Below are 24,038 nucleotides of genomic sequence, written 5' to 3' on the forward strand. Positions count from 1 at the left end.
AAGGGCGCGAAGGGATTCAAGCTGCCAGCCATCAGCGGCCAGCCGCCAGTGGAGGGACGGCCTCGACGATAGCGCCACTCCCCATTCGCTGTCAGCGACCGGTTGGCGTGCGTTTCCGACCAACACTCGAAGACAGGCAGCCACTGGCGGCTGGAGGCTGATGGCTGGAAGCTCTTCTCTCCTTTGCGTCCTTTGCGGCTTTGCGGTTCAATCTTCTGGCCGCTGGCCGCTGGCCGCTGGCCGCTGGCCGCTGGCCGCTGGCCGCTGGCCGCTGGCCGCTGGCCGCTGCTGTTCCTACGTCGTCGCGGGCTTTGTGGTTTAATCCATCCCCATGTTTCATCCCCTGTCACTCTACATCGGTCTGCGCTACACGCGTGCGCGCCGTCGCAACCACTTCATCTCCTTCATCTCGGGGATCTCGATGGCGGGCATCGCGCTCGGCATCATCGCCCTGATCGTGGTGCTGTCGGTGATGAACGGCTTCCACAAGGAGATCCAGCAGCGCATCCTCGGCATGGCCTCGCATGCGACCCTGAGCGATCCCTTCGGTGGCGGCCTCGGCGATTGGCAGCCGCTGCTCGAGCAGGTGCGCGCGCATCCCGATGTGGTCGGCGCCGCACCCTTCGTCGAGGTCCAGGGGATGCTCACCAACGGCTCGCGGGTGAGCGGGGCGATGGTGCGGGGGATCCTGCCGCGCGAGGAGGATCAGGTCGCCGAGCTGCGTCGTGACATGGTCTCGGGCTCGGTCGACGACCTCGTCGACGGTGCGTTCAACATCGTCCTCGGGCGCGATCTCGCCGGTTATCTGGGGGTCGCGCCGGGCGACAAGGTCACCGTGGTCACCCCGCAGGTGAGTTCCACCCCCGCCGGGGTGATGCCGCGGCTCAAGCGCTTCACGGTGAGCGGGGTGTTCTCGGTGGGAATGGCCGACTACGATCGCAACGCCGCCTTCATCCACATGCGTGACGGCGCGCGCCTGCTCGGACTCGGCGACAACGTCTCCGGGGTACGACTCAAGCTCACCGACATGTGGGCCGCGCCGCGGCTGGTGCGCGAGATCGCCTACGATCTCGGCGGCGCCTATCGCGTCGTCGACTGGACCCAGGTGCACAGCAACTTCTTCAGCGCGCTGGCGATGGAGAAACGGATGATGAGCATCATCCTCTTCCTGATCGTCGCCGTGGCCGCCTTCAACATCGTCTCGACCCTGGTGATGGTGGTCACCGACAAGCAGTCCGATATCGCGGTGCTGCGCACCCTCGGTGCCTCGCCGGCGCGGGTGATGGGGGTGTTCATGGTGCAGGGCACCGCGATCGGATTGATCGGCACCCTGGTCGGGGTGGTCGCCGGTGTGGTGCTGGCGCTCAACGTCGAGCCGGTGGTGGCCTGGATCGAGGGCGTGTTCGGGGTGCACTTCCTCGATCCCTCGATCTACTACATCAGCGCGCTGCCCTCGGACGTTCAGCTCGTCGACGTGCTGCGGGTGGGCGGCGCGGCCTTCGCGATGTCGGTGCTGGCCACCCTCTATCCGGCTTGGCGCGCGGCACGGACCGACCCGGCGGAGGCGCTGCGCTATGAGTGATCCACGGACACCGGAGGCGGTGCTCGAGACCGCCGCCCTGACCAAGACCTTCCGCCAGGGACCCGCCGAGATCGAGGTGCTGCGCGGGGTCGACTTCCGCGTCGGCGCCGGTGAGCGGGTGGCCATCGTCGGCGCCTCGGGCTCGGGCAAGAGCACCCTGCTGCAGTGTCTCGGCGGACTCGACCGGCCGAGCGCCGGTCGGGTGTGCTGGCGCGGTCAGGACATCGTCGGGCTCTCCGAGGCGCGGGTGGGGCGATTGCGCAACCGTCATCTCGGCTTCGTCTACCAGTTCCACCACCTGTTGCCCGAGTTCACCGCGCTCGAGAACGTCGCCATGCCGCTGCTGATCGGTGGCATGCGCCCGCGCCTGGCGCGCGAGCGCGCGCTCAACCTGCTCGCTCAGGTCGGGCTGGCGCATCGTGGCGCCCATCGTCCGGCCGAACTCTCCGGCGGCGAGCGTCAGCGCGCGGCGGTGGCCCGCGCCCTGGTCACCGAGCCCGATTGTCTGCTTGCCGACGAGCCGACCGGGAACCTTGACCGCAACACCGCCGCCGCCGTCTACGAGCTGATGCTCGAACTCAACCGCGACATCGGCACCGCGCTGGTGATCGTCACCCACGACCCCGAACTCGCCGCGCGGATGGATCAGCGCTGGCGGCTCGACGAGGGCGCGCTGGTCCCGACAGCGGCAGAGGTCGCTGCCCGGTAGCGAGCACGTCGACGCTGGATCTCGCGTATCAGCTTCCAGCGCCACAGCGTCTGGATGGCGAAATAACCACTCACCGAGCACAGCGTGGCGCAGACCAGCGAGCCGAGCAGCAGCGGCGCGAGTACCGCCAGCCAGTTGCGCCAGTCGATCCAGAAGTGCATGTCGAAGCCGACCACCGGCTGGTCGAGCAGCCAGCAGCCGAGCGCATAGGCGCCGTAGAACATCGGCGGGATGGTGATCGGGTTGGAGATCCAGATCAGGGTCAGCGAGATTGGCAGGTTGACCCGGGTGGCGATCGCCAGCCCCGCTGCCATGAACAGATGACCGAGCGGCGGCAGGTACATCACGAACAGGCCGACCGCGACGGCGCCCGAGACCGAACGTCGGTTGAGATGCCAGAGGTTGGGATCCTGCAGTAGCTTTCCGAAGATACCGAGCTGCCGATTTTCCAGGATCTTCCGGGGGTCCGGCATGACCCGTTTCAGCGATTTCTTCACACGGAGAGTCCGACTGGTCTCAGGTGCCGACGCAGGCGCCAAGTATAGGCCAGACGGGTGGCGTGGTGTGCGGATTGTCTACCCGGTCGCCGCCCGCTGGTGCTGATCGCCGCAGCGCTCGCCTTCGTCCTCGGTGTCCTGGCGGCGCTGCCGCTGCCGGTGCTGCCGCCGCCGGGCTGGTTGGTGGTGGCGGCGCTGGTGCTGTCGCCGGGGTGGCGCCGCCCCCTGGTTCGTCTGGCCGGTGTCGCGCTGCTCGGTTTCTGCTGGTCGCTGTGGCAGCTCTCCGTGCCGCTCTGCCAGCCGTTTCCCGATGAGCTGGTGCGCGTCCCCCTGGTCGTCGAGGGGCGGGTCGATGCGCTGCCGGTGCGGCGCGGCGGCGCCACCCGCTTCACCTTCCTGATCGAGCATGCCTCCGCTGCCGGCGAGTCGGTCGAGTTCACTGGCCGGGTCAGCCTGTCCTGGTATCGTGACGCCCCGCTGCTCAGTCCCGGTCAACGCTGGCGGTTGCCGGTCCGGCTCAAGCCCGTGCACGGCTATGCCAACCCGGGCGGATTCGACTACGAGCGCTGGCTGTTCGCGCGACGGGTGGTGGCGACTGGCAATCTGCGCGCCGGCGAGCCGCCGCGACTGCTCGATCCCGCTCCGTCTGGCTATCGGCTGGCGCGGTTGCGTCAGCGCCTCGCCGATCATCTCGCCGCAACACTCGGCGAGCGCCCGGCGCTCGGTGCGGTGCAGGCGCTCACCCTGGGGTTGCGCGATGCCCTCACGCCGCGCGACTGGGAGGTGCTCACCCGCACCGGCACCAATCACCTGCTGGCGATCTCCGGGCTGCATGTGGCGGTGATCGCAACCGCGGTATTCTGGCTGGAACGCCTGCTGTGGTCGCGCAGTCGGCGCTTGAGCCTGTGGCTCGCCGCGCCCCGCGCCGCTGCACTGTTCGCAGCGGGCGCGGCGCTCGGTTATGCGGCGCTCGCCGGTTTCGCGATCTCCACTCAGCGCGCGCTGATCATGCTCGCGGTGGTACTCGGCGCGCTGTTCTGGCGGCGGCCATTGCGTCCCTGGCAGGGGGTTGTACTGGCGCTCGCCGGGGTGGTCGCGCTCGATCCGCTGGCGCCGCTCGGGGTCGGGTTCTGGCTCTCCTTCGGCGCGGTCGCGGCGATCCTGCTGGCGCTCACCGGACGCCTGCCGAGCCGCTCGCCGTGGCGGCGCTGGGGGCAGGTGCAATGGGCGGTGAGCATCGGGCTGTTGCCCTTGCTGTTGTTGCTGTTCGCCCGTGCCTCGCTGGTCGCGCCCTTGGTCAACCTGGTGGCGGTGCCGCTGTTCTCGCTGCTGCTGCCGCTGTTGCTGGTCGCCGCGGTGTTGAGTCTGCTGCCCGGGCTGGCGGCGCCGCTGCATGCCGTCGCCTGGCTGCTCGAGCAGGGACTCGCTGGTCTCGGCTGGATCGCCGATCAGCCGTGGGCGGCCTTCGCGCTGGCGGCGCGTCCGCCCTGGGTGTGGCTGGCCGCGACCCTGGGCGTCGCGCTGCTGCTTGCCCCGCGCGGACTGCCGGGGCGCTGGCTGGGTCTGGTGGGGCTGGCGGCGCTGGCGCTGGTGCGCCCGCAGCCGCCACCGCCGGGCGCATTGTGGCTGACCCTGGTCGATGTCGGTCAGGGACTGGCAGTGGTGGCGCGCACCCATGAGCACACCCTGGTCTATGACACCGGCCCAGGGTTCGCCAGTGGCTTCGAGACCGGTAGCGCGGTGCTGGTGCCGCTGTTGCGCGCCCAGGGCGTCGAGCGGGTCGACCGGCTGGTGATCAGCCATGCCGACCGTGACCATGCCGGCGGGCTGGCGGGACTGCGCCGCGGCGTGGAGGTCAGGCGCGTCGATTCGGGCGAGCCGGCTGCGCTCGGCCTCGACGGCGTCGGGCGCTGTCGGGCGGGGCAGGGCTGGTCGTGGTCGGGGGTGCGCTTTCGCTTCCTATACCCAGTGACCGGGGGTGGCTCGGGCAACGATGCCTCCTGCGTGCTGCGCATCGAGGTCGGGGATGTCTCGGTGCTGCTCACCGGCGACATCGGCGCCGCGGTCGAGCGCCAACTCGTCGCGCGCCATGGCGCGGCCCTGCGCAGTCGCGTGCTGGTGCTCGCCCATCACGGCAGCGCCAGCTCGTCGAGCGCGGCGTTGCTCGATGCGGTTGACCCCGAGCTGGCGCTGGTCGCATCGGGCTATGCCAATCACTACGGCTTCCCTGCCGAGACGGTGTGCGCGCGCCTCATCGCGCGTGACATCGAGACGCGAGGGACGGCGCACGAGGGCGCGCTGACACTGCGTCTCGATGCCGAGGGCCTGTCGATCGAGCCGGGTTGGCGCGCCCGCCACGACCGGCTCTGGCGCCACCGCCCCGCAGCCGGCTGCGCCCCGCGCTGCCCCTGGGCCTGCGGTCGCGCCCGTACCCTCTCGGCCTGGTTCGTGCCGCTGCCGGCCCCGCTCACCGCGCCGACCTGTCGGGGCGACCGCTAGCAGTCGCCAGCCTCCAGCGGTCAGCCACCAGTGGCCGCCTGTCCCTTGACTCCGGCGCCGAGAATGTGCGCGGTGGTTGATGACGAGCAGTGCCGTCGTCGAGGGCGGCGAGTCACTGGCAACTGATCACTTGATCCTCTTTGTGCTTTTCGTGGCTTCGCGGCTCAATCCCTTGGCGGCTGGCGGCTGGCGACCGATGCCCCGATGGCTGGAGGTCGAGGGCTTCGAGTATCATGAAGGGTCAGTCTCGGCCCATTTGGGGCGAGGCCTTCAGTCACAGTCCGCGCCGAGGAGTTCGCCCTTGCTAGATCTGATGTACGCCGGCGGCTGGTTGATGGTGCCGATCATCGCCAGCTCCGTGGTCGCCACCGCGATCGTCATCGAACGCGCCTGGATGCTGCGCCGTGCCCGCATCATGCCGCCGGGGCTGCTGGCGCGGATCTGGCAGCTCTACCGCCTCGGTCAACTCTCCGACACCCAGATCGAGGAGATCCGCTACGGCTCGCCGCTGGGGCGGATGCTCGCCGCCGGTCTGGCCAATCGGATGCACTCGCGCGAGGTGATGAAGGAGGCGATCGCCGAGACCGGTCGCCAGGTGGTCGTCGAGCTGGAGCGCTTCCTCAACACCCTGGGCACCATCGCCGCGGTGACCCCGCTGCTCGGCCTGCTCGGCACCGTGCTGGGCATGATCGATGTCTTCGCGGTGATCATGGAGGCCGGCGTGGGCAATCCCGGGGTGCTCGCCGGGGGCATCTCCGAGGCGCTGATCACCACCGCCGCCGGGCTCTCGGTGGCGATCCCGACGCTGATGTTCCATCGCTTCTACGACAACCGCGTCTCGCGTCTGGTGGTCGACATGGAGGAGTTGTCGCTGCGTCTGATCGAGGTGATCAAGGGCGAGCGCGAGGATACCGTGGAGGCCGGGGCATGAACCTCCGACCCCAGCGCAAGACCCCGATCGACATCAACCTGACGCCCTTGATCGACGTGGTCTTCCTGCTGCTGATCTTCTTCATGGTCTCGACCAGCTTCAAGGACGAGGCGCGGCTGCGGGTGCAGCTGCCCGAGGCCGAGGGGGTGGCGGCGCCAGCCGAGGAGCCGCCCGAGACCCTGACCATCGTGATCGACGCCGAGGGGGTCTTCTTCATCGGCGAGCGACGGGTGCTCGGTGCCGACGCCGCGACCCTGGGTCGCGCGATCGCCGCCGCGCTCGCCGGGCGCGACAGCGCGCCGGTGCTGATCCAGGCCGATGCCCGCACCCCGCACCAGGCGGTGATGACCGCGCTTGATGCCACCGCGCGCCAAGGACTCAATCAGGTCGCCTTCGCCGCGACCCGCAACGGGGAGGCGCCATGAGCGACCCGCAGACACCATCCCCGGCGCCCGCTGCGGCGAGCGCCATCTATCGCCGCCTGCTCGGCTACGTCCGCCCCTACTGGCGGATGTTCTCCGTCTCCATCGTCGGCATGCTCGCCTTTGCGATCACCGAGCCGCTGTTCGCGGCGATGATGCAGCCGCTGATCGACGGCAGCTTCGTCGAGCGCGACGAGACCGTGGTGCAGATGATGCCCCTGCTGCTGGTCGCGCTCTTTCTCGGGCGCGGTATCGCCGGCTTCGTCAACAACTACTGTCTGAGCTGGGTCGGACGGCGGGTGGTGGCCGATCTCCGCCAGGAGATGTTCGAGCACCTGCTGCGCGCACCGACGCGCTATTTCGACAACACCGGCTCGGGCCATCTGCTCGCCAAGCTCACCTACAACGTCGAGAACGTCGCCACCGCCGCGACCTCGGCGGTCACCACCCTGGTGCGCGACGGCTTCACCGTGCTCGGGCTGATGGCCTACATGCTCTATCTCGACGCCGAGCTGTCGGTGATCTTCCTGCTCATCGGGCCGTTGATGGCCGGCGCCATCAAGTACGCGACCAAGCGCTTTCGCCGTCACAGCAAGCGCATCCAGGACCGCGTCGGCGAGCTCACCCATGTCGCCCAGGAGGTGATCGACGGCCATCGGGTGGTCAAGGCCTTCGGCGGTCAGGCGCGCGAGGCGCGTCACTTCGGCGCGATCAACGAGAAGACCCGTTCGCTGCAGATGAAGATGATCGCCACCGAGGCGGCGAGCGTGCCGCTGGTGCAGCTGATCTCGGCGATGGCGATCGCGGTGATCGTCTATCTCTCGACCATGCAGGGGCTGCAGGACAACATCTCGGTCGGCACCTTCATGTCCTTCATCGTCGCCATGGCACTGCTGCTGCCGCCGGTCAAGCGTCTGACCTCGGTCAACGCCCATCTGCAGCGCGGCATCATCGCCGCCGAGAGCCTGTTCGAGCTGCTCGACGCCGAGGAGGAGGACGACCGCGGGCGCGGCGAGGTCGAGCGGGCCGCCGGACGGATCGAGTATCGCGGCGTCACCCATCGCTACAGCCCGGACAAGCCGCCGGCGATCCGCGAGCTGGAGCTGATCGTCGCCCCGGGCGAGAAGATCGCCCTGGTGGGGCGCTCGGGCAGCGGCAAGAGCACCATCGCCAGCCTGTTGCCACGCTTCTACGACCCCAGCGAGGGCGAGATCCTGATCGACGGCACGCCGATCCGCGACCTCACCCTGGGCTCGTTGCGCCGTCAGATCTCGCTGGTCACCCAGGACGTGGTGCTGTTCAACGACACCATCGCCAACAACATCGCCTATGGCCAGCCCGAGCCGCCGAGCCGCGAGCGGCTCGAACAGGTCGCCGAGAGCGCGCACGCGCTGGAGTTCATCCGCGCCCTGCCGCAGGGCTTCGACACCGTGGTGGGGGATCGCGGCGTGCTGCTCTCGGGCGGTCAGCGCCAGCGTCTGGCGATCGCCCGCGCGATGCTCAAGGACGCCCCCATCCTCATCCTCGACGAGGCGACCTCGGCGCTCGACACCGAGGCCGAGCGCCACATCCAGGCCGCGCTCCAGGAGCTGATGGAGGAGCGCACCACGCTGATGATCGCTCATCGGCTCTCGACCATCGAGCGCGCCGACCGCATCCTCGTGCTCGATGCCGGACGGATCGTCGAGCAGGGCAGCCATCAGGCGCTGCTCGAGCGCAACGGCTATTACGCGCGGCTGCACCGGCTGCAGTTCCACGACGGTCTCGCGGTCGAGGACTGATGCGCTGGATCGATCCGGCCCGCGTCTGGTACGCCCGGCACTGGCTCGGCGTGCTGCTCGCGCCCCTCGGCGCGCTCTATTGCGCGCTCGCCATGCTGCGGCGGCTGGGTTTTCGGCGCGGCTGGCTGGCGAGCACACGGTTGCCGGTGCCGGTGGTGGTGGTCGGCAACCTCAGCGTCGGCGGCACCGGCAAGACCCCGGCGGTGATCGCCCTGGCCCGACTGCTGCGCGAGCACGGCTGGCGACCGGCAGTCCTCACCCGCGGCTATGGCCGGCGCGAGGACGGGGTGCGCCGGGTTGCGCCGAGCGATGCCCCCGAGGAGGTCGGCGACGAGCCGCTGCTGCTCGCGCGCCACGCCGGCTGTCCGGTGGTGGTCGGCGCCGATCGGGTGGCGGCGGGGCGCTTCGCGCTCGATCGCTGCGACTGCGACCTGTTGCTCACCGACGACGGGCTGCAGCACTACCGTCTGGCGCGCGATATCGAGATCGCCGTGGTCGATGGTCGCCGTGGGCTGGGCAACCGCCGCTGTCTGCCGGCCGGGCCGCTGCGCGAGCCGCCGCGCCGGCTCGAGGCGGTCGACCTGGTGCTCCATAACGGCGGTGAGGCGCCGCCGGGGGCGGGGCGGATGCGACTGGTGCCGGGCGCGGCGCTGGCGCTCGATGGGTCCGGGCGCAGCCGTCCGTTGGCGGCCTTCCGGGACCGGCGGGTGTGTGCGGTGGCGGGGATCGGCAATCCCGATCGTTTCTTCGCCATGCTCGAGACGCACGGTCTGGTGCTCGACCCGCGCCCCTATCCCGATCATCACGACTTCACCGCCGCCGAGGTCGCGGCCTGGCCCGCGGGGCCGGTGCTGATGACCGAGAAGGACGCGGTCAAGTGCGCCCGGTTTGGTGGCGGTGATCACTGGTATGTCCCCGTCGAGGCCGAGTTCGATGCCGACTCGCTGGCGGGGCTGTTGACTCGACTGGCAAGGGTGAAGAGGCATGGCTAAGGGTTTCAAGGTGGTGATTCCGGCGCGTTACGGTTCCTCCAGGCTGCCGGGCAAGCCGCTGCTGGAGATCGCCGGGGAGCCGATGATCCGGCACGTGGTGGCGCGGGCCTGCGCCAGCGGCGCCGACGAGGTGGTGGTGGCGAGTGATGACGCGCGCATCCTCGATGCCTGCGCCGGACTCGGTGCCGCGACCCAGCTGACCGCGACGGAGCACCGCAGCGGCACCGAGCGGGTAGCCGAGGTGATCGCCGCGCGTGGTTGGGAGGCCGACACCGTGGTGGTCAACCTGCAGGGCGATGAGCCCTGCATGCCGGCGGCGCTGATCGACCAGGTGGCGAGCGACCTGGCCGGGTGCGCTGGGGCGGGGATGGCGACCCTGGCCTCGCCGATCCGGCGGGTCGAGGCGCTGTTCGATCCGCACGTGGTCAAGGTGGTGACCGATGTCGAGGGCTTCGCGCTCTACTTCTCGCGCGCGCCGCTGCCCTGGCATCGCGACGAGTTCCTCGGCAGCCGCGCGAGCCTGCCCGAGTCGGTGACCTTCCTCCGTCACATCGGGCTCTACGCCTATCGCGCCGGGTTCCTCGAGCGCTATCTCGCCTGGCCGCCGGCACCGCTCGAGGTCGCCGAGTCGCTCGAACAGCTGCGCGTGCTGTGGCACGGCGAGCGTATCCATGTCGGCATCGCCGAGCGCACCCCCGGCCCCGGGGTCGATACCCGCGAGGACCTGGGGCGTGCCGAGGCGTGGATGAGCGCCGACGACTGACGCGTCGCCCTCAGTGGCGCCGTGCGAGGGTCGGGGTGAGGGTGTCGAGCAGTTCGCGCAGCGGTGCCGAGGGGCAGCGGTGACGGTCGAACAGCGGTACCTGCAGCAGGGTATTGCGTCGCTGGCGCGGCCGGCCGTACTGGTCGGCCTGGATCTCGGCGGCGTGCTCGTCGTCCGACTCGAGGATCAGCAACTCCTCGCCGGGGAGCAGGTCGATCAGTCTCCAGGAGGCGCCGCGCAGCCGACAGCGGCGCCCGAGCAGTGTGCGGACCTGGTGCAGCAGCGCCTCGCGGTCGTGCCTGCCCTGTGGGGTCGTGGGTCTGGTGTGCATCGCGCCTCCCGGGTGGGTGTAGCCTGTCGCCGTCGTCTCGGCCTCCGTGCCGCGTCTGTCCCTGTGCTCGATGATGGCGCCACCGGGTTGAGCTTTCCAGTCGCGGACTCCAGCACCTGACCTTGCGGGTCAATCACGCGGACAGGCCGCTGGAGGTCGAGACCATGAGTGCACCGATCATCCGTACCTTCGTCACCGTCTTCATCTGGACGCTCGCCATGCCCGTGGTCGGGGCCGATGCCGCCGCGGTCGGTGCCGCGGAGGCTGCTGGTGCCGGCGGTTGGTTGCGACTCGAGGGCGCTGCCCGCGCACCCGCCGGTCGCCGCCCGGCGCCGACCCGGCAGACGGGCACGCGGCTGCTCGAGCAGCGCCAGGACGAGCGGCGCGCCTGGCAGTCGCTGCGGCGTGAGTCGCGCGCCGCTTCCCCGTCCCTTGACGCGCCGGCGCGCGACAGCGGCGGCTGGCGGTTGCGGCTCGAGCGCCAGAGCGCCGCCCAGGCACGCCAGCGCGAGGCGCAGCGGCTCAGACGCGAGCGTGCCGGCGACTGAGTCCGGCGTCGGGCGCTGCTATGATCGGGACGGTGTCAGCCAGCGATAGAGGGAGTAGCGAGGTGAAACACGAGATCAAGGCCAGGGTTCTGTTCGTCTGCATGGGCAATATCTGTCGTTCGCCGACCGCCCACGGCGTCTTTCGTCAACTGCTGCGCGCCCGTGGGCTCGAACAGCTCGTCGAGATCGACTCGGCCGGCACCCATGCCTATCACGTCGGCGCGCGCCCGGATCAGCGCGCCAGCGACACGGCGCGCGCCCGTGGCATCGATATCCGCGACCTGCGCGCTCGGTGTGTCGGCGCCGATGACTTCGAGCGCTTCGACTATGTGCTGGCGATGGATCAGGACAACTACGCGCATCTCGCCGCGCTCTGCCCGCCCGGGCTGGAGTCGCGCCTGGGGCTGTTGATGGACTTCGCCCCGGACTATTCGCAGCGCGAGGTGCCCGATCCCTACTACGGCGGTCGGCGCGGCTTCGATCAGGTCTTCGACATGGTCGAGGCGGCCGCGCGCGGTCTGCTCGAGGATCTCAACGCACGTTTTCTGTGACCCCGGCGCCGTCGCCTTCGTCGTGGTCCGGGCGGCGCTCGGTGAGCGCGGCATAGCGGCTGTGATGACGGTAGCGTCGCAGGTCCTGGCGCAGCGATTCGGCCAGACGCAGTTCGAGATCCCGTGGGTGGATGCCGATGCGCAGCCATCCCCGGGCGCGCGCGCGGCTGCGGTTGATGCGGTTCCACAGCCGGACCGCGCGGGCGCGCGCCGCGGTGTCGGCCTCGTAGCCGAGCATCGGCACCGGCGCGAACAGTCCGCTCTCGGCCGAGAGCACCCCGGAGAGGTACTCGTAGCGCTCGAAGGGCAGCTCGGCGAGCGCCGAGCGCGCGATCCGGCCCATCGCCCAGGCCGGCGGTACATAGAGTTCGGGCGCGTCCAGCCCCTGATCGCCGAACCAGGCGTGACAGCGGTTGACCAGCGCGCCGATGCCCTCGGCATCGAGCGCCAGGTGCTCGGCGACGTCACGCGAGATGAGGCGCGCGTGCAGGCGGTGATACCAGCCGCCGTAGCGCTCGACGCGATGGTGCCAACCGTGTCCGGCCAGCTCGTGGCCGCGTCGCTGCCACTGGCGTAGCCGCGCGAGGGCGGTGCGATCCCAGGCGCCGCCGGGGATCACCAGCAGGGTGACCGGATAGACCCGCTCGGCCTCGAGCAGGGCGAGCAGCCGCTCGACCCGAGGCAGGGTCTCGGGCATCACATCATGCACCGAGACCAGGGTCCTGGGGGTGGTGTCGTCAGTCGCGCATGTCGACGCTGTGTCCATGATCGCCCGAGAGTACCGATAGCCAGTGTTGAAGGTTGCGGCGGTTGATCTCGATCGCCGCCGCGCGTGCCAGGTGCGCCTTGCGCTCGCGCAGTGCCGGGTCGAGCGCGCGGACCCGCGCCAGTGCCTCGGCGAGCGTCTCGTCCTCGCCGATCGCGTGCAGCCCGCGTCCGAGCAGCTCCCAACTGAGGATACCGCATGCCGAGGAAACCACCACGGTGCGCGCGCGCGCCATCGCCTCGAGCGCGATGGTGCCGAAGGACTCGACCCGGGAGGGCAGCACCAGGGCGTCGACCGAGTCGAGCAGGGCCATGATCTGGCCGCGCCGCACCCAGCCGAGGTGTCTGAGGTTGGGATGCTCGGCGCAGCGTTGCTCGAGCCAGGGGCGCAGCGGCCCGTCGCCGGCGACCAGGAATTCGATCTCGGGGAGTCGTTGTGCGGCCTCGACGATGCTCTCGAGGTTCTTCTCCGGGGCCAGTCGACCGGCGAACAGGACCCGCCCGAGTCGGGGTGCGACCGGTCGCGGCGGGCAGTCGAGAAAGCGCTTGGCGATCGGCGTGGCCATCAGCGCTGCGCGGTCGGCGCCGATGCGTCGTGCCACCTCGACCATCTCGTGGGAGTTGGCGAGCACCAGCTGGCTGCGGCGGAACAGCATGCGGTGGCAGGTGCCGAGATAGGCGTTGGCCACGCGCGCGCGCAGGCCGCTCCACTCGGGGAAGAGGTCGGTGAGCGCCTCGAAGTGGGTGTGGAAGCCGACCACCAGGGCGATATCGCGCCGCCCGGCCAGGTGCATGCCGAGCATGCCGAAGGGGCCGGGGGTGGGGACGACGATGGCGTTGGGACGCAGCCGGCGCAGTCGGCCGCTGACCAGCGGCCAGGAGGGCAGCAGCAGCCTCTGGGTCGGGTCGCCGGGGAGCGGGAAGGTCAGTCCGCCGTGCCAGCTGCCGCGGCGATAGCGTGGCGCGATCAACTCGACCCGGGCGCCGGCGGCGCGCAGATGATCGGCGAGGTCGCGATAGTAGGCGCCGACCCCGTTACGCTCGGGGGCGGCGTCGGAGAGGATGGCCACGCGTAGCCCCGAGGCGTCGATCGGGTCGGACTGCGCGGTGAGCTGGTCTGGGCACGAGGTGCTCAACATGGCAACGCGGTTTCCGTGGTTCGCGTGGGTGCCGGGGGTGCGGCGGATGGCGGCGCGTCCCGATCATCGATGGCACGCGCACACAGACGACGATAGCAGGCGCCGAGCTCGTGTTCGATACGCTCGGCGTCGAGTCCGAACTGCGCGAGGCTGTACTGGTGCGCGCTGCGATAGCGTCGGGCATGGCGCTGACGCTGCTGGAGGCGGGCGCGGTAGTCGGCGTCGAGCGTGAGTCCGAGCTGGTTGTAGATGGTCTCGATGCTCGGGCCGAGCTGCCCGCGCAGCTGCGCCATGGTCACCCAGGCACAGCGCTCGACCGGGACCTCGGCCAGGGTCTGTTCGAGGTTGTGGTAGTAGAAGCCGAGCTGCTCGATCATGCGTCGCGCGAACGCGGGCTCGACCGCGCCGACGCCGAACAGCTTGGCGCCGCCGGCGATCGAGCTCAGTTGCGAGGGCAGGGTCTCCTGCGGGGCGCGCAGACAGACCACGAAGCGGGCGTCGGGATAGCGCGCGCGCAGCGCCCCGGCGAGCGGGGCGAAGGCGGCGTTCTTCGACAGCAGTCGCTTGTCCGTGCCGTGGACGTAGAGATGGCGCTGCAGACAGCGATGATGGTGCTCGAGGAGCTGGCTGCGCAGCGGCTCGGGCATGTCGCGGTCGAAGCTGCCCATCCGCCACAGTCGGCTCGAGTCGGGGAAGGGGAGGATGAGGATGAAGCAGGCGAGCGCCGGCAGCAGTGCGAAGTAGTCCTCCTCGGGGTCATCGAGGCGCATGCTGTGGACCGCGTCCAGGGCGCCGAAGGCGTGGCGCTCGATCCGGCGCAACAGCCGGGCGAGCGGGGCGCCGAGCCGGGCGTCGAGTCGGCCGAGGCCGAGCCAGAAGCGGCGGGCGGTGATCGAGAGCGCGAACAGACACTCCCAGGTGGTGAAGGTGGTGACACCGGGATCCTCGGCCAGCACCCGGTGGAGATGGGTGGTGCCGCTGCGCGGTACGCCGAGGATGAACAGCGGCTCGCGGACCTGGACCCGGCGATAGTCGGGGTAGAGCAGCTCGTCGAGCGCCAGCCCGAGCCAGTGGATCAACTGGACCAGGGCGAACAGCGGCACGAAGCCGAGCATCAGCAGGGGGCGGAGATAACCCGCCCGGCCGGCGCCGCGCCTGGGGAGGAGGGCGCGCAGGGCGAGCCCGAGGAGGTGCAGCTGGCTGGAGATGAAGAGTCTGAACATCGTCCGTCCTCAGCCCGGGCGCCGCCACGAGTGCGCCTGCGGGCTCCGGTGGTGCATGCGTGCGGGTCGCCGATGACGACCCGCACGGGTTCAGGGTAACCGCAGCAGGGCGGACCCTAGCACGCACGAGGTGACGATCGCGACCTCAGTCGCCGTCTTCCTGCGTGATCCGTTTCTCGCTCTCGACGGTGGCCGCGGGTCGCGGGGCGCGCTCCGGCGCTGCCGCTGGCGCCTCGGTGGCGGGTTTGGGCGCCGCGGGGGGCGTCTGTGGTCGCGACTCCGGGGGCGGTGTGGGCGCACTCGTCGCGGTCTCTGAGTGAGACTGCGCCTCGCGGGTCGGTTCGGACCTGCTCACCGTGGCGCTCTTGTGCTCGCCGCTCTCGGGTTTCGAGGTCGCCGCGGGTTGCTCCCCGGCGGGCTTCGGCCTGGGCGCCGCGGTCTCAGCGCTGGGCGCCTCGGCAGTCGGCTTGTCCTTGCCCGGTTCAGGCTTGGCTGTCTCGGCAGTCGGCTTGTCCTTGCCCGGTTCAGGCTTGGCTGTCTCGGCAGTCGGCTTGTCCTTGCCCGGTTCAGGCTTGGCTGTCTCGGCGACCGGCCTGTCCTTGCCCGGTTCAGGCTTGGCTGTCTCGGCAGCCGGCCTGTCCTTGCCCGGTTCAGGCTTGGCTGTCTCGGCAGTCGGCTTGTCCTTGCCCGACTCCGGCTTGGCTGTCTCGGCAGTCGGCTTGTCCTTGCCCGCTTCAGGCTTGGCTGACGCGGCGGTCGACTTGTCCTTGGCAGTCTCCGGCTTGGGCGCTGCGGCGCTCGATTGGCCCTGGGACGGCTCCGACTTCGCCCTCGCGGACTGTCTGTCGCTGTCCGACTGCTTGGCCTCGGCACCTGTCTGGGGCGCGGGCAGGAGCGCCTGTGGCTTGTGCCGGGTCTCGGTGGCCGGTGCCTCTGTCTCCGTCGCTGCATTGTGCTCGACGCGTGACTGGGTCGGTGCGCGTTCGCGGTCGTTGCCGTTGGGCTGCTCGTTGCCGCCGTTGGTGGGGTTGCTGCGGCGGCGGTTGCGTCCGCCGCGTCGCCGCCGGGTCGAGCGCGGTCGTTCGCCGGCACCATCCTGTTGTGGCGTCGTGTTCTCGCCGTTGCCCTTGGCCGTCTCCGGTGCCGACCGCTCCGTTCTCGCCTCGGTGCTGCGTCTGGACTGTTCCTGGGCCTCGTCGGCATCGCTGCGCTGCGGCTTGTTGGATTCACCACCCTGGGGTTGTTGCGGCTCGCGCGTGCGCTCGTCGTCACCCTTGCCCTTGGCGGCGCGACCGCCGTTCTCGTTGCGGCGGGGACGATTGCGTGTGCTGCTGCGTCGGCTGCGGCCCTCGCCGTTGCGCGCGCTGCGGCCGCTCTCCTCGCCTTCGCCGCCGCGCCCCTCCGGAGGGGTGCTGCGCTTGCGCTCGCGGGACTTGCCACCCTCGCCCTCGCCGCGGGGCTTGGCGTGGCCACGCTCGGAGTGGTGTTGAGATTCGCTCTGGGGGCTCGCCGGGGCCTCGATCTGGCGCGGTGCAAACAACCCGGTCCAGATCCGTTTGATCAGGCTCTCGGGCTCGCTGCGCTCGGGCTCCTGAAGTCCGGCCGGGGTCTTGGGCGTCGTCCGCTGCGGGTTCGGGCGCTGCTGCGGCACCGGGGTGGCGGGGGTGACCTGCTTGACCGCCGGCTCCTCGATACGCGGTGGCGCGGTCAGTCGGGTATAGCGCGACTCGGCCTCCGGCTCGGGCGGGGCCGCGGCGATCTCGTAGCTCTGTCGGCCCTCGTCCTGCTTGGTGACATCCTGGGTGCGGATGCGCTCGATCTGGTAGTCGGGGGTGAGCAGGTGTTCGTTCGGGACCAGCAGGATCTCGACCTCCTGGCGCTGCTCGATGTCGACGATGGTGCGGCGTTTCTCGTTGAGCAGGAAGGTGGCGACGCTGACCGGCAGGTGGGCGAGGATGCGCTGGGTGTTGTCCTTCATCGCCTCCTCTTCGATTATCCGCAGGATCGACAGGCCCAGCGAGTCGACCCCGCGGATGGTGCCCTGACCCTTGCAGCGCGGGCAGACCTGCTGGCTCGATTCGCCGAGCGAGGGACGCAGTCGCTGGCGCGACATCTCCAGCAGTCCGAAGCGCGAGATCCGCGCCACCTGGACGCGGGCGCGATCCTGCTTGAGCGCCTCGCGCAGCCGGTTCTCGACCTCGCGCTGGTTCTTCGGCGGGGTCATGTCGATGAAGTCGATCACGAACAAGCCGCCGAGGTCGCGCAGGCGCAGCTGGCGAGCGATCTCGTCGGCCGCCTCGAGGTTGGTGTTGAGCGCCGTCTCCTCGATGTCGGCGCCCTTGGTGGCGCGCGCCGAGTTGATGTCGATGGCGGTGAGCGCCTCGCCGTGGTCGATCACGATCGAGCCGCCCGAGGGCAGGCGCACCTCACGTTGGAAGGCCGACTCGATCTGGGTCTCGATCTGGTAGCGGGTGAACAGCGGCACCTCGTCGTCGTAGCGGCGCAGCTTCTTGATGTTCTGCGGCATCACCTGACGGATGAAGGTCTCGGCGCGTTCGTAGACGGCGGCGTCGTCGATGACGATCTCGCCGATGTCGGCGCGCAGATAGTCGCGGATCGAGCGGATGATGACATCGCTCTCCTGATAGATCAGGAAGGGCGCCTTGCGCTGCTCGCCGGAGGTCTCGATCGCCTTCCACAGCTGCAGCAGGTAGTCGAGATCCCACTGCAATTCCTCGACGCTCTTGCCGACGCCGGCGGTGCGCACGATCAGCCCCATGTCCTCGGGGATCTCGAGCTGGCTCATGGCGTCGCGCAGCTCGCTGCGGTCCTGGCCCTCGATGCGGCGCGACACCCCGCCGGCGCGCGGGTTGTTGGGCATCAGCACCAGATAGCGCCCGGCCAGCGAGATGAAGGTGGTGAGCGCCGCGCCCTTGTTGCCGCGCTCCTCCTTGTCGATCTGCACCACCACCTCGCGGCCCTCGCGTACCGCCTCCTTGATGTTGATGCGCGAGCCGGGCTTGACCGAGTCGGGCTCGAAATAGGCGCGGGCGATCTCTTTGAGTGGGAGGAAGCCGTGGCGCTCGGCGCCATAGTCGACGAAGGCGGCCTCGAGGCTGGGCTCGACGCGGGTGATGGTGCCCTTGTAGATGTTGGCCTTCTTCAGTTCCCGGCCGGGGGATTCGATGTCGAGGTTGTAGAGCAGTTGACCGTCGACGGTCGCGACGCGCAACTCTTCCGGCTGAGTTGCGTTGATCAGCATTCTTTTCATGTTGTTCCTTCTCTCACCACGGCGCGTGTCCCGTCATGGGGGACGGTTCGCCGCGGACCCCCGGTGGCTGACCTGGGGGCGGCTCGGCGCGTTGCCGTTCGTCCCACGGTGAGCAAGGATCCGACGGCATCAGCACTGTCCGTTCGGTCGCCTCCAGACGGGACCCGGAACGGGCACGCGCGCATGAACTATCGTTGACGGGCGCTGGCGGGCGCCCGCGGGTTCTTGTCCCCGTCCATGCGGAGGGGGAGGTGTTCGGAGCGGCGAGGGTGGTGCCGGATGCGTTGGCCTGCCTTGGCGCACGGCGCGCGGAACGCAGAGGGTGTAGAATGCGCGATTGCTCGCTGCTCGAGTCCGCGCGCGATACCCAATGCTGCCCTCGGGCAGGCGTGGCTAAGATGTCGAAAGACGGCTTCCGGCGCGAAGGCGTCGTCCCGGCCGGTTTCGAGTGGGCGCGGACCAACCTTCGGCTGCGCTCGCCGCTCCCGGAATGATCGATATTCCACAGGCCAGCGCAAGCGATTCATGGTAGCAGCGAAGACTATTAGCATCAATTGAGCCAACAAGGCAAGGCTATCCCCTTTGAGTCCACCAGATTCCCATCCAGATCCCGCGTCCGCCAAGGGCGGTGCGGATACCGGGCCGCGTCTGGTCCGCGTCGATGCCGAGTCCGACGGACAGCGTATCGATAACTTCCTGCTCCGTTTCATCAAGGGCGTTCCGCGCAGCCATCTCTATCGCATACTCCGTCGTGGAGAGGTGCGGGTGAACAAGGGGCGGGTCAAGGCCAGCCATCGGCTGCGCGCCGGGGACATGGTGCGCATCCCGCCGCTGCGTCTGCCCGAGCAGCGCGCCCCGGCGCGCGCGCCCGAGGGCTGGCTGGCGCGGCTCGAGGGCGCGGTGCTCTACGAGGACAACCGGCTGCTGGTGATCGACAAGCCCTCGGGGCTGGCGGTGCACGGCGGCAGCGGACTGAGCTTCGGGCTGATCGAGTCGCTGCGCCAGCTCCATCCCGGGCGCGAGCTCGAGCTGGTGCACCGGCTCGATCGCGACACCTCCGGTTGCCTGGTGGTGACCAAGCGGCGCAGCGCGCTGCGCGAGCTGCACCGGATGATGCGCGAGGATGGCATCGAGAAGCGCTATCTGGCGTTGATCGGCGGCGAGCTGCCGCGCGCCGAGATGACCGTCGACGCGCCGCTGCGCAAGAACGTGCTGCGCGGCGGCGAGCGCATGGTCAGCGTCGATCCGGTCGAGGGCAAGGCCTCGCGCACCCGCTTCCGCCGGCTGCGGCGCTTGCGCGCCGGGTCGCGGGTGGCGACCCTGGTCGAGGCCACCCTGGTCACCGGCCGCACCCATCAGATCCGCGTCCATGCCGCCCATCTCGGCGCGCCGCTCGCCGGCGACCCCAAATACGGTGACGATGACTGGAACCGGGAACTCAGGGCGCTCGGGCTCGATCGATTGTTCCTGCACGCCGCGGCGCTGAGCTTTCGCGCCGAATACATGAGTCGGCCGCTGCACGTCGAGGCGCCGCTGCCGGAGACGCTGCAGCGGCTGCTGGACGCACTGGAGGAGACCGCGTGAGTTTCGAGCTGATCGTGTTCGACTGGGACGGCACCCTGATGGATTCCGAGGCCCATATCGTCGATTGCATGCAGCGTGCCTTCGTCGAGCTGGGCCTGGAGCCGCCGCCGCGCGAGGCGGCGCGCGAGATCATCGGGCTGAGCCTGGAGCGGGGCACGCGGGAGTTGCTGCCGGGGGCTGAGCCCGAGGTCTATGAGGCGCTGATCCTCGCCTATCGGCGTCGCTTCCTCGGTGCCACGCCGAACGCCTCGGCGTTGTTCGCGGGCGCCGCCGAGGTGCTCTCGACGCTGACCGAGCGCGGCTGTCGGCTGGCGGTGGCCACCGGCAAGAGTCGCGCCGGGCTCGACAAGGCGCTGCGCGAGACCGGGCTGGGCGAGTTCTTCCATGCCACCCGTTGCGCCGACGAGACCTTCTCCAAGCCCCACCCGCAGATGCTCCTGGAGCTGATGGACGAGCTCGGTGCCAGTGCCGCCGAGACGCTGATGATCGGTGATACCGAGTTCGACATGCAGATGGCGCGCAACGCCGGGGTGGCGGGGTTGGCGGTGAGCTACGGGGTTCACCCCCCGGAGCGACTGCGCGCGCACCAGCCGCTGGACTGTCTGGACGCGGTGAGCGCGATCCCGGAGTGGCTGGCCGCGCGTGCGATGACCGAGATCTGAAGCAGGACGGAGACCGAGACCATGCAGTGGCGATTCTGGAAACGCTGGCGCAAGCCGCCGATGCCCGACCCCGACCAGCCCGGCTGGGAGCGGGCGCTGATCAACCATCTGGCGCTCGACTACATGCGTGAGCGCCGCCGCGCGCGGCGCTGGGGGCTGGTGCTCAAGCTGTTGATCCTGCTCTATCTGGTGGGGCTGGTGGTGGCCGCCTCGGTGCGCGACTGGGATCGGCGCATGGAGCTGACCGAGCCGCACGCGGCGCTGATCGAGGTCGACGGGGTGATCGCCGCCGACAGTGACGCCAGCGCCGATCGGGTGGTCGGGGCGCTGCGCAAGGCCTTCGACAACGACAAGGTCGAGGGGGTGATCCTGCGTATCAACAGCCCCGGCGGCAGTCCGGTGCAGGCCGGTTACATCAACGACGAGATCGCTCGGCTCAAGGCGAAATATCGCGAGGCCCATGATGGCGACGACCTGCCGGTGTACGCAGTGGCCGCCGATCTCTGCGCCTCGGGGGGCTATTACATCGCCGTCGGCGCCGATGCCATCTATGCCGACAAGGCCAGCCTGGTCGGCTCGATCGGGGTACGCATCGGCAGCTTCGGGCTCGATCGCCTGCTCGCCGACCTCGGCATCGAGCGCCGGCTGCTCACCGCCGGCGCCAACAAGGGTATTCTCGATCCCTTCTCGCCGCTGCCCGAGTCGCAGCGCGTCTTCATCCAGGGGGTGCTCGATACCCTGCACCAGCAGTTCATCGCCGAGGTCCGGGAAGGCCGTGGCGATCGTCTCCAGGGCGGCGACGAACTCTTCAGCGGGCTGTTCTGGAGTGGCGAGCAAGCGCTCGAGCTGGGCCTGATCGATGGTCTGGCGAGCGCCGGGACGGTGGCGCGCGAGCAGCTCGGCACCGAGACCGTGGTCGACTACACCCAGAAGCGCGACCTGCTCGACTCCTTCGCCGAGCGGCTCGGTGGCGGCATGGCCGGGGCGCTCGGCGCCCTGTTCGGCGGGCTCGACGCCGGGGTGCTGCGCTGAGACCACCCCGGCGACGCGCACCGCGCATCGCCGGGGCAGACCGCGATCAGTTGCCCAGCGCCTCCTCGATCGCATCGAAGTCGAGCTGCTTGAGATAGTCCTCGAGCGCGCCCTTGTCATCCAGCCCCGTCCCCTGGGCCTGGACCACCAGCCGACTGCCGACCATCAGGGTGATCTCGTAGTCGCGCGTGCCGGAGGCGTGTTCGACCATGCCGCGATGGCCGGCGAGGGCATAGGGTTTGAGCTCGGGGTTGCCCTGCATCATCATCGGCATCGACAGCGCCATGGTCAGCATCGGCATCATCGGCGAGTCGGCCATCAGGCTGAGCGTCAGGTCGCTGCCGTCCTCGCGATAGTAGCGACGGCTCAGGTGGGTACCGGTGATCATGCTCGCCATGCCGCCGGACTCGGCCACCGCCTCATCGGCCTGCCAGCCGGAGAGCGGCTCGGGCAGCAGTTCGAGCAGGCCCGCGCTGATCTTCTCCTGGACCTCGGCGATGGCCGCCTCGAGGTGACCGATGGCCCCGCGCAGGGCGCCGTCCTCGTAGGCCGTCTCGGCCGCCTCGATCTGCTCGATCACCGGGTCGGCGGCGGCACTCGCCGTCAGGGGCAGGCCGAGGGCGAGGAGGGCGGCGTACAGCGGGCTGGTTTGTTTCATGCGATGGTCTCCATAGCGTGTTTCGCCACCCGATTATCCACCGAACCCGTGTCGTCGGCAGCCCTCCGTCAGACCTCGCCCGTTCGCATCCGCCCGGCCCAGTCGCGCGCGAACTGCCAGGCGGTGCGCCCGCTGCGCGAGCCGCGGCGCAGCGCCCATTGCAGTGCGGCGCGTTCGATCTCGGGCCAGTCCTCGTTCAACCCAGCGTGCTCCAACCGTTCCAGCCAGTGGCGCACCACCGCCAGGTACTGCGTCTGGCTGAAGGGGTGGAAGGAGACCCACAGTCCGAAGCGATCGGACAGCGAGATCTTCTCCTCGACCGATTCGCCCTGGTGCAGCTCGCCGTCGACCACCCGCGCCTCGCGGTTCTCGGAGTGGAACTCGGGCAGCAGGTGGCGGCGGTTGGAGGTGGCGTAGATCAGCAGGTTCTCGGGGGTGGCGGCGATCGAGCCGTCGAGCGCGGCCTTGAGCGCCTTGTAGCTCGACTCGCCGGGCTCGAAGGAGAGGTCGTCGCAGAACAGGATGAAGCGCTCGGGGCGATCGCGGATCAGCGCGAGGATGTCGGGCAGCTGCAGCAGGTCGTCGCGGTCGACCTCGATCAGCCGCAGGCCCTGTTCGCGCAGCGCATTGAACACGGCCTTGACCAGCGATGACTTGCCGGTGCCGCGCGAGCCCCACAGCAGCACATTGTTGGCGCTGCGCCCGGCGAGGAACTGCTCGGTGTTGCGCAGGATCTCCTGCTTCTGCCGCTCCAGGCAGAGCAGGTCGTCGAGCGCGAGCCGGTGCGGCGCGGGCAATGCCTGCAACTCGCCGCCGTGGTCGCCGCGCCGGCGCCAGAGGTAGGCGTGGGCCGACCAGTCGGGTGTCGGGGTGTGGGGGACGAGCACCCGCTCGAGACGGTCGATCAGGGTCTCGGCACGGGCGAAGAGGTGTTCGAGTTCGGACATGGGCATTCCTGGGGTGTGCGACGCCCGCCCGGGTGGGCGGGCGCCCGGTGTCGGATCTGCCCGGACGACCGGCGCCGTTGTGGCGGCGCCGGGGCGGGTCAGGCCGAGAGCTTGCGGTACTTGATGCGGTGAGGCTGGTCGGCGTCGGTGCCGAGTCGGCGGTGACGGTCGGCCTCGTAGTCGGCGTAGTTGCCCTCGAACCAGGTCACCTGCGAGTCACCCTCGAAGGCGAGGATGTGGGTGGCGATACGGTCGAGGAACCAGCGGTCGTGGCTGATCACCACGGCGCAGCCGGGGAAGGTGAGCAGTGCCTCTTCGAGCGCGCGCAGGGTCTCGACGTCGAGGTCGTTGGTCGGTTCGTCGAGCAGCAACAGGTTGCCGCCGCGCTTGAGCAGCTTGGCCAGGTGGACGCGATTGCGCTCACCGCCGGAGAGGTCGCCGATGCGCTTTTGCTGGTCGGAGCCCTTGAAGTTGAAGCGGCTGCAGTAGGCGCGCGAGGGCATCTCGTAGCGACCGACGACGATGTTGTCGGCGCCGTTGGAGATCTCCTCCCACACCGTCTTGCTGTCGTCGAGGGTGTCGCGGCTCTGGTCGACGCAGGCGATGTCGACCGTCTCGCCGACGCGCAGGGTGCCCGAGTCGGCCTGTTCCTGGCCGGTGAGGATGCGAAACAGCGTGGTCTTGCCCGCGCCGTTGGGACCGATCACACCGACGATGCCGCCCTTGGGCAGGTTGAACGAGAGGTTCTCGTAGAGCAGCCGGTCGCCGTAGCCCTTGCGCAGGCCCTCGGCCTCGACCACCAGGTCGCCGAGACGCGGGCCCGGCGGGATGTAGATCTCGTTGGTCTCGTTGCGCGACTGGAACTCCTGCGACTGCAGCTCCTCGAAGCGGGCCAGACGCGCCTTGCTCTTGGCGTGACGGCCCTTGGGGTTGCTGCGCACCCACTCGAGCTCCTGCTTCATGGTCTTGATGCGCGCCTGCTCCTGCTTCTGCTCGAGCTCCAGACGCTTCTCCTTCTGCTCCAGCCAGCTCGAGTAGTTGCCCTCCCAGGGGATGCCGTGACCGCGGTCGAGCTCGAGGATCCAGCCGGCGACGTTGTCGAGGAAGTAGCGGTCGTGGGTGACCGCGACCACGGTGCCGGGGTAGTCGTG

Annotated in this window: 22 protein-coding genes; 13 read left to right on the forward strand and 9 right to left on the reverse strand. The window is 69.7% G+C overall.

Going from position 1 to position 24,038, the window contains the following annotated elements; translation table 11 throughout:
* The first annotated feature begins 331 nt into the window (after positions 1 to 331).
* Both EBL85_RS05695 and lolD read left to right on the forward strand, forming a co-directional pair.
* On the forward strand, positions 332 to 1,582 hold the full coding sequence (locus EBL85_RS05695) for a lipoprotein-releasing ABC transporter permease subunit (protein WP_123142372.1): 1,251 nt from the start codon (positions 332 to 334) through the stop codon (positions 1,580 to 1,582).
* A complete protein-coding gene (gene lolD / locus EBL85_RS05700) occupies positions 1,575 to 2,291 on the forward strand; it encodes a lipoprotein-releasing ABC transporter ATP-binding protein LolD (RefSeq protein ID WP_123142373.1) in 717 nt (238 codons plus the stop codon). Before EBL85_RS05695 ends, lolD begins: the two co-directional genes overlap by 8 nt.
* Here the strand turns inward: lolD and EBL85_RS05705 are convergent.
* A complete protein-coding gene (locus EBL85_RS05705) occupies positions 2,228 to 2,764 on the reverse strand; it encodes a DUF2062 domain-containing protein (RefSeq protein ID WP_123142374.1) in 537 nt (178 codons plus the stop codon). The genes lolD and EBL85_RS05705 overlap by 64 nt on opposite strands.
* Before the next feature lie 123 nt (positions 2,765 to 2,887).
* On the opposite strand from EBL85_RS05705, the gene EBL85_RS05710 reads away from it, so the two are divergent.
* The 6 genes from EBL85_RS05710 (at position 2,888) to kdsB (ending at position 10,176) form a co-directional block, all read left to right on the forward strand.
* On the forward strand, positions 2,888 to 5,287 hold the full coding sequence (locus tag EBL85_RS05710) for a DNA internalization-related competence protein ComEC/Rec2 (RefSeq protein ID WP_223806069.1): 2,400 nt from the start codon (positions 2,888 to 2,890) through the stop codon (positions 5,285 to 5,287).
* 301 nt (positions 5,288 to 5,588) lie between these two features.
* A complete protein-coding gene (locus tag EBL85_RS05715) occupies positions 5,589 to 6,218 on the forward strand; it encodes a MotA/TolQ/ExbB proton channel family protein (RefSeq protein ID WP_123139881.1) in 630 nt (209 codons plus the stop codon).
* A complete protein-coding gene (locus tag EBL85_RS05720; protein ID WP_123139880.1) occupies positions 6,215 to 6,643 on the forward strand; it encodes a biopolymer transporter ExbD in 429 nt (142 codons plus the stop codon). Before EBL85_RS05715 ends, EBL85_RS05720 begins: the two co-directional genes overlap by 4 nt.
* A complete protein-coding gene (gene msbA / locus EBL85_RS05725; RefSeq protein WP_123139879.1) occupies positions 6,640 to 8,421 on the forward strand; it encodes a lipid A export permease/ATP-binding protein MsbA in 1,782 nt (593 codons plus the stop codon). Before EBL85_RS05720 ends, msbA begins: the two co-directional genes overlap by 4 nt.
* On the forward strand, positions 8,421 to 9,413 hold the full coding sequence (gene lpxK, locus EBL85_RS05730; protein WP_123142375.1) for a tetraacyldisaccharide 4'-kinase: 993 nt from the start codon (positions 8,421 to 8,423) through the stop codon (positions 9,411 to 9,413). Before msbA ends, lpxK begins: the two co-directional genes overlap by 1 nt.
* Complete coding sequence (kdsB, locus tag EBL85_RS05735) at positions 9,406 to 10,176, forward strand: 3-deoxy-manno-octulosonate cytidylyltransferase (RefSeq protein ID WP_123139877.1); 771 nt, start codon at positions 9,406 to 9,408, stop codon at positions 10,174 to 10,176. The genes lpxK and kdsB overlap by 8 nt, the downstream gene beginning before the upstream one ends.
* Positions 10,177 to 10,186: 10 nt before the next feature.
* Here kdsB and EBL85_RS05740 read toward each other — a convergent pair whose 3' ends face one another.
* Positions 10,187 to 10,507 carry a hypothetical protein gene (locus EBL85_RS05740; protein ID WP_005224395.1) on the reverse strand — a complete coding sequence of 107 codons (321 nt, stop codon included), beginning with the start codon at positions 10,505 to 10,507 and terminating at the stop codon, positions 10,187 to 10,189.
* A gap of 164 nt (positions 10,508 to 10,671) precedes the next feature.
* Between EBL85_RS05740 and EBL85_RS05745 the strand changes: the two genes are divergently transcribed.
* Together EBL85_RS05745 and EBL85_RS05750 are read left to right on the forward strand one after the other, a co-directional pair.
* Positions 10,672 to 11,055 carry a hypothetical protein gene (locus EBL85_RS05745; protein ID WP_132230373.1) on the forward strand — a complete coding sequence of 128 codons (384 nt, stop codon included), beginning with the start codon at positions 10,672 to 10,674 and terminating at the stop codon, positions 11,053 to 11,055.
* A 62-nt stretch (positions 11,056 to 11,117) separates the two neighbouring features.
* Positions 11,118 to 11,606, forward strand: a complete 489-nt coding sequence (locus EBL85_RS05750; protein ID WP_123139875.1) for a low molecular weight protein-tyrosine-phosphatase — start codon at positions 11,118 to 11,120, stop codon at positions 11,604 to 11,606.
* Here EBL85_RS05750 and EBL85_RS05755 read toward each other — a convergent pair.
* The 4 genes from EBL85_RS05755 to EBL85_RS05770 form a co-directional block, all read right to left on the reverse strand.
* Entirely contained in the window at positions 11,587 to 12,315 is a 729-nt protein-coding gene (locus tag EBL85_RS05755; RefSeq protein WP_369964118.1) for a DUF2334 domain-containing protein, read from the reverse strand. The two genes, EBL85_RS05750 and EBL85_RS05755, sit on opposite strands and share 20 nt — an antisense overlap.
* Positions 12,316 to 12,343: 28 nt before the next feature.
* Complete coding sequence (locus tag EBL85_RS05760; RefSeq protein ID WP_123142377.1) at positions 12,344 to 13,510, reverse strand: glycosyltransferase; 1,167 nt, start codon at positions 13,508 to 13,510, stop codon at positions 12,344 to 12,346.
* Complete coding sequence (locus EBL85_RS05765; RefSeq protein WP_123142378.1) at positions 13,504 to 14,733, reverse strand: sulfotransferase; 1,230 nt, start codon at positions 14,731 to 14,733, stop codon at positions 13,504 to 13,506. The genes EBL85_RS05760 and EBL85_RS05765 overlap by 7 nt, the downstream gene beginning before the upstream one ends.
* Before the next feature lie 145 nt (positions 14,734 to 14,878).
* Positions 14,879 to 18,004, reverse strand: a complete 3,126-nt coding sequence (locus EBL85_RS05770) for an Rne/Rng family ribonuclease (RefSeq protein WP_123142379.1) — start codon at positions 18,002 to 18,004, stop codon at positions 14,879 to 14,881.
* Between the two features lie 582 nt (positions 18,005 to 18,586).
* On the opposite strand from EBL85_RS05770, the gene EBL85_RS05775 reads away from it, so the two are divergent.
* From EBL85_RS05775 to EBL85_RS05785, 3 genes are read left to right on the forward strand one after another with little or no spacing between them, the layout of a single operon-like run.
* A complete protein-coding gene (locus EBL85_RS05775; RefSeq protein ID WP_190288044.1) occupies positions 18,587 to 19,588 on the forward strand; it encodes an RluA family pseudouridine synthase in 1,002 nt (333 codons plus the stop codon).
* Entirely contained in the window at positions 19,585 to 20,250 is a 666-nt protein-coding gene (locus EBL85_RS05780) for an HAD family hydrolase (protein ID WP_123142380.1), read from the forward strand. Before EBL85_RS05775 ends, EBL85_RS05780 begins: the two co-directional genes overlap by 4 nt.
* A gap of 21 nt (positions 20,251 to 20,271) precedes the next feature.
* Entirely contained in the window at positions 20,272 to 21,282 is a 1,011-nt protein-coding gene (locus EBL85_RS05785) for a S49 family peptidase (protein ID WP_123142381.1), read from the forward strand.
* A gap of 46 nt (positions 21,283 to 21,328) precedes the next feature.
* Here EBL85_RS05785 and EBL85_RS05790 read toward each other — a convergent pair whose 3' ends face one another.
* The 3 genes from EBL85_RS05790 to ettA all read right to left on the reverse strand — a co-directional run.
* Positions 21,329 to 21,940, reverse strand: coding sequence for a hypothetical protein (locus tag EBL85_RS05790; protein ID WP_123142382.1), 612 nt, complete (start codon positions 21,938 to 21,940; stop codon positions 21,329 to 21,331).
* Between the two features lie 68 nt (positions 21,941 to 22,008).
* The gene (locus EBL85_RS05795) at positions 22,009 to 22,887 is read right to left on the reverse strand and encodes an ATP-binding protein (protein ID WP_123139867.1); all 879 of its coding nucleotides are present in this window, start codon (positions 22,885 to 22,887) and stop codon (positions 22,009 to 22,011) included.
* A gap of 98 nt (positions 22,888 to 22,985) precedes the next feature.
* Positions 22,986 to 24,038, reverse strand: a 1,053-nt coding sequence (ettA, locus tag EBL85_RS05800) for an energy-dependent translational throttle protein EttA (RefSeq protein WP_123142383.1), incomplete at its 5' end; no start/stop codon positions are given.

Source organism: Marichromatium sp. AB32 (assembly GCF_003718675.1).
GTDB classification, from domain to species: domain Bacteria; phylum Pseudomonadota; class Gammaproteobacteria; order Chromatiales; family Chromatiaceae; genus Marichromatium; species Marichromatium gracile.

What these genes read in the sequence shown, in the direction of transcription:
- EBL85_RS05765 (WP_123142378.1), bottom strand. Translation starts at nt 14,733, where the DNA reads ATGTTCAGACTCTTCATCTCCAGCCAGCTGCACCTCCTCGGGCTCGCC.
- EBL85_RS05745 (WP_132230373.1), top strand. Translation starts at nt 10,672, where the DNA reads ATGAGTGCACCGATCATCCGTACCTTCGTCACCGTCTTCATCTGGACG.
- EBL85_RS05760 (WP_123142377.1), bottom strand. Translation starts at nt 13,510, where the DNA reads ATGTTGAGCACCTCGTGCCCAGACCAGCTCACCGCGCAGTCCGACCCG.
- EBL85_RS05705 (WP_123142374.1), bottom strand. Translation starts at nt 2,764, where the DNA reads ATGCCGGACCCCCGGAAGATCCTGGAAAATCGGCAGCTCGGTATCTTC.
- lolD (WP_123142373.1), top strand. Translation starts at nt 1,575, where the DNA reads ATGAGTGATCCACGGACACCGGAGGCGGTGCTCGAGACCGCCGCCCTG.
- msbA (WP_123139879.1), top strand. Translation starts at nt 6,640, where the DNA reads ATGAGCGACCCGCAGACACCATCCCCGGCGCCCGCTGCGGCGAGCGCC.
- lpxK (WP_123142375.1), top strand. Translation starts at nt 8,421, where the DNA reads ATGCGCTGGATCGATCCGGCCCGCGTCTGGTACGCCCGGCACTGGCTC.
- EBL85_RS05795 (WP_123139867.1), bottom strand. Translation starts at nt 22,887, where the DNA reads ATGTCCGAACTCGAACACCTCTTCGCCCGTGCCGAGACCCTGATCGAC.
- EBL85_RS05785 (WP_123142381.1), top strand. Translation starts at nt 20,272, where the DNA reads ATGCAGTGGCGATTCTGGAAACGCTGGCGCAAGCCGCCGATGCCCGAC.
- EBL85_RS05720 (WP_123139880.1), top strand. Translation starts at nt 6,215, where the DNA reads ATGAACCTCCGACCCCAGCGCAAGACCCCGATCGACATCAACCTGACG.
- EBL85_RS05740 (WP_005224395.1), bottom strand. Translation starts at nt 10,507, where the DNA reads ATGCACACCAGACCCACGACCCCACAGGGCAGGCACGACCGCGAGGCG.
- EBL85_RS05790 (WP_123142382.1), bottom strand. Translation starts at nt 21,940, where the DNA reads ATGAAACAAACCAGCCCGCTGTACGCCGCCCTCCTCGCCCTCGGCCTG.
- EBL85_RS05770 (WP_123142379.1), bottom strand. Translation starts at nt 18,004, where the DNA reads ATGAAAAGAATGCTGATCAACGCAACTCAGCCGGAAGAGTTGCGCGTC.
- EBL85_RS05695 (WP_123142372.1), top strand. Translation starts at nt 332, where the DNA reads ATGTTTCATCCCCTGTCACTCTACATCGGTCTGCGCTACACGCGTGCG.
- kdsB (WP_123139877.1), top strand. Translation starts at nt 9,406, where the DNA reads ATGGCTAAGGGTTTCAAGGTGGTGATTCCGGCGCGTTACGGTTCCTCC.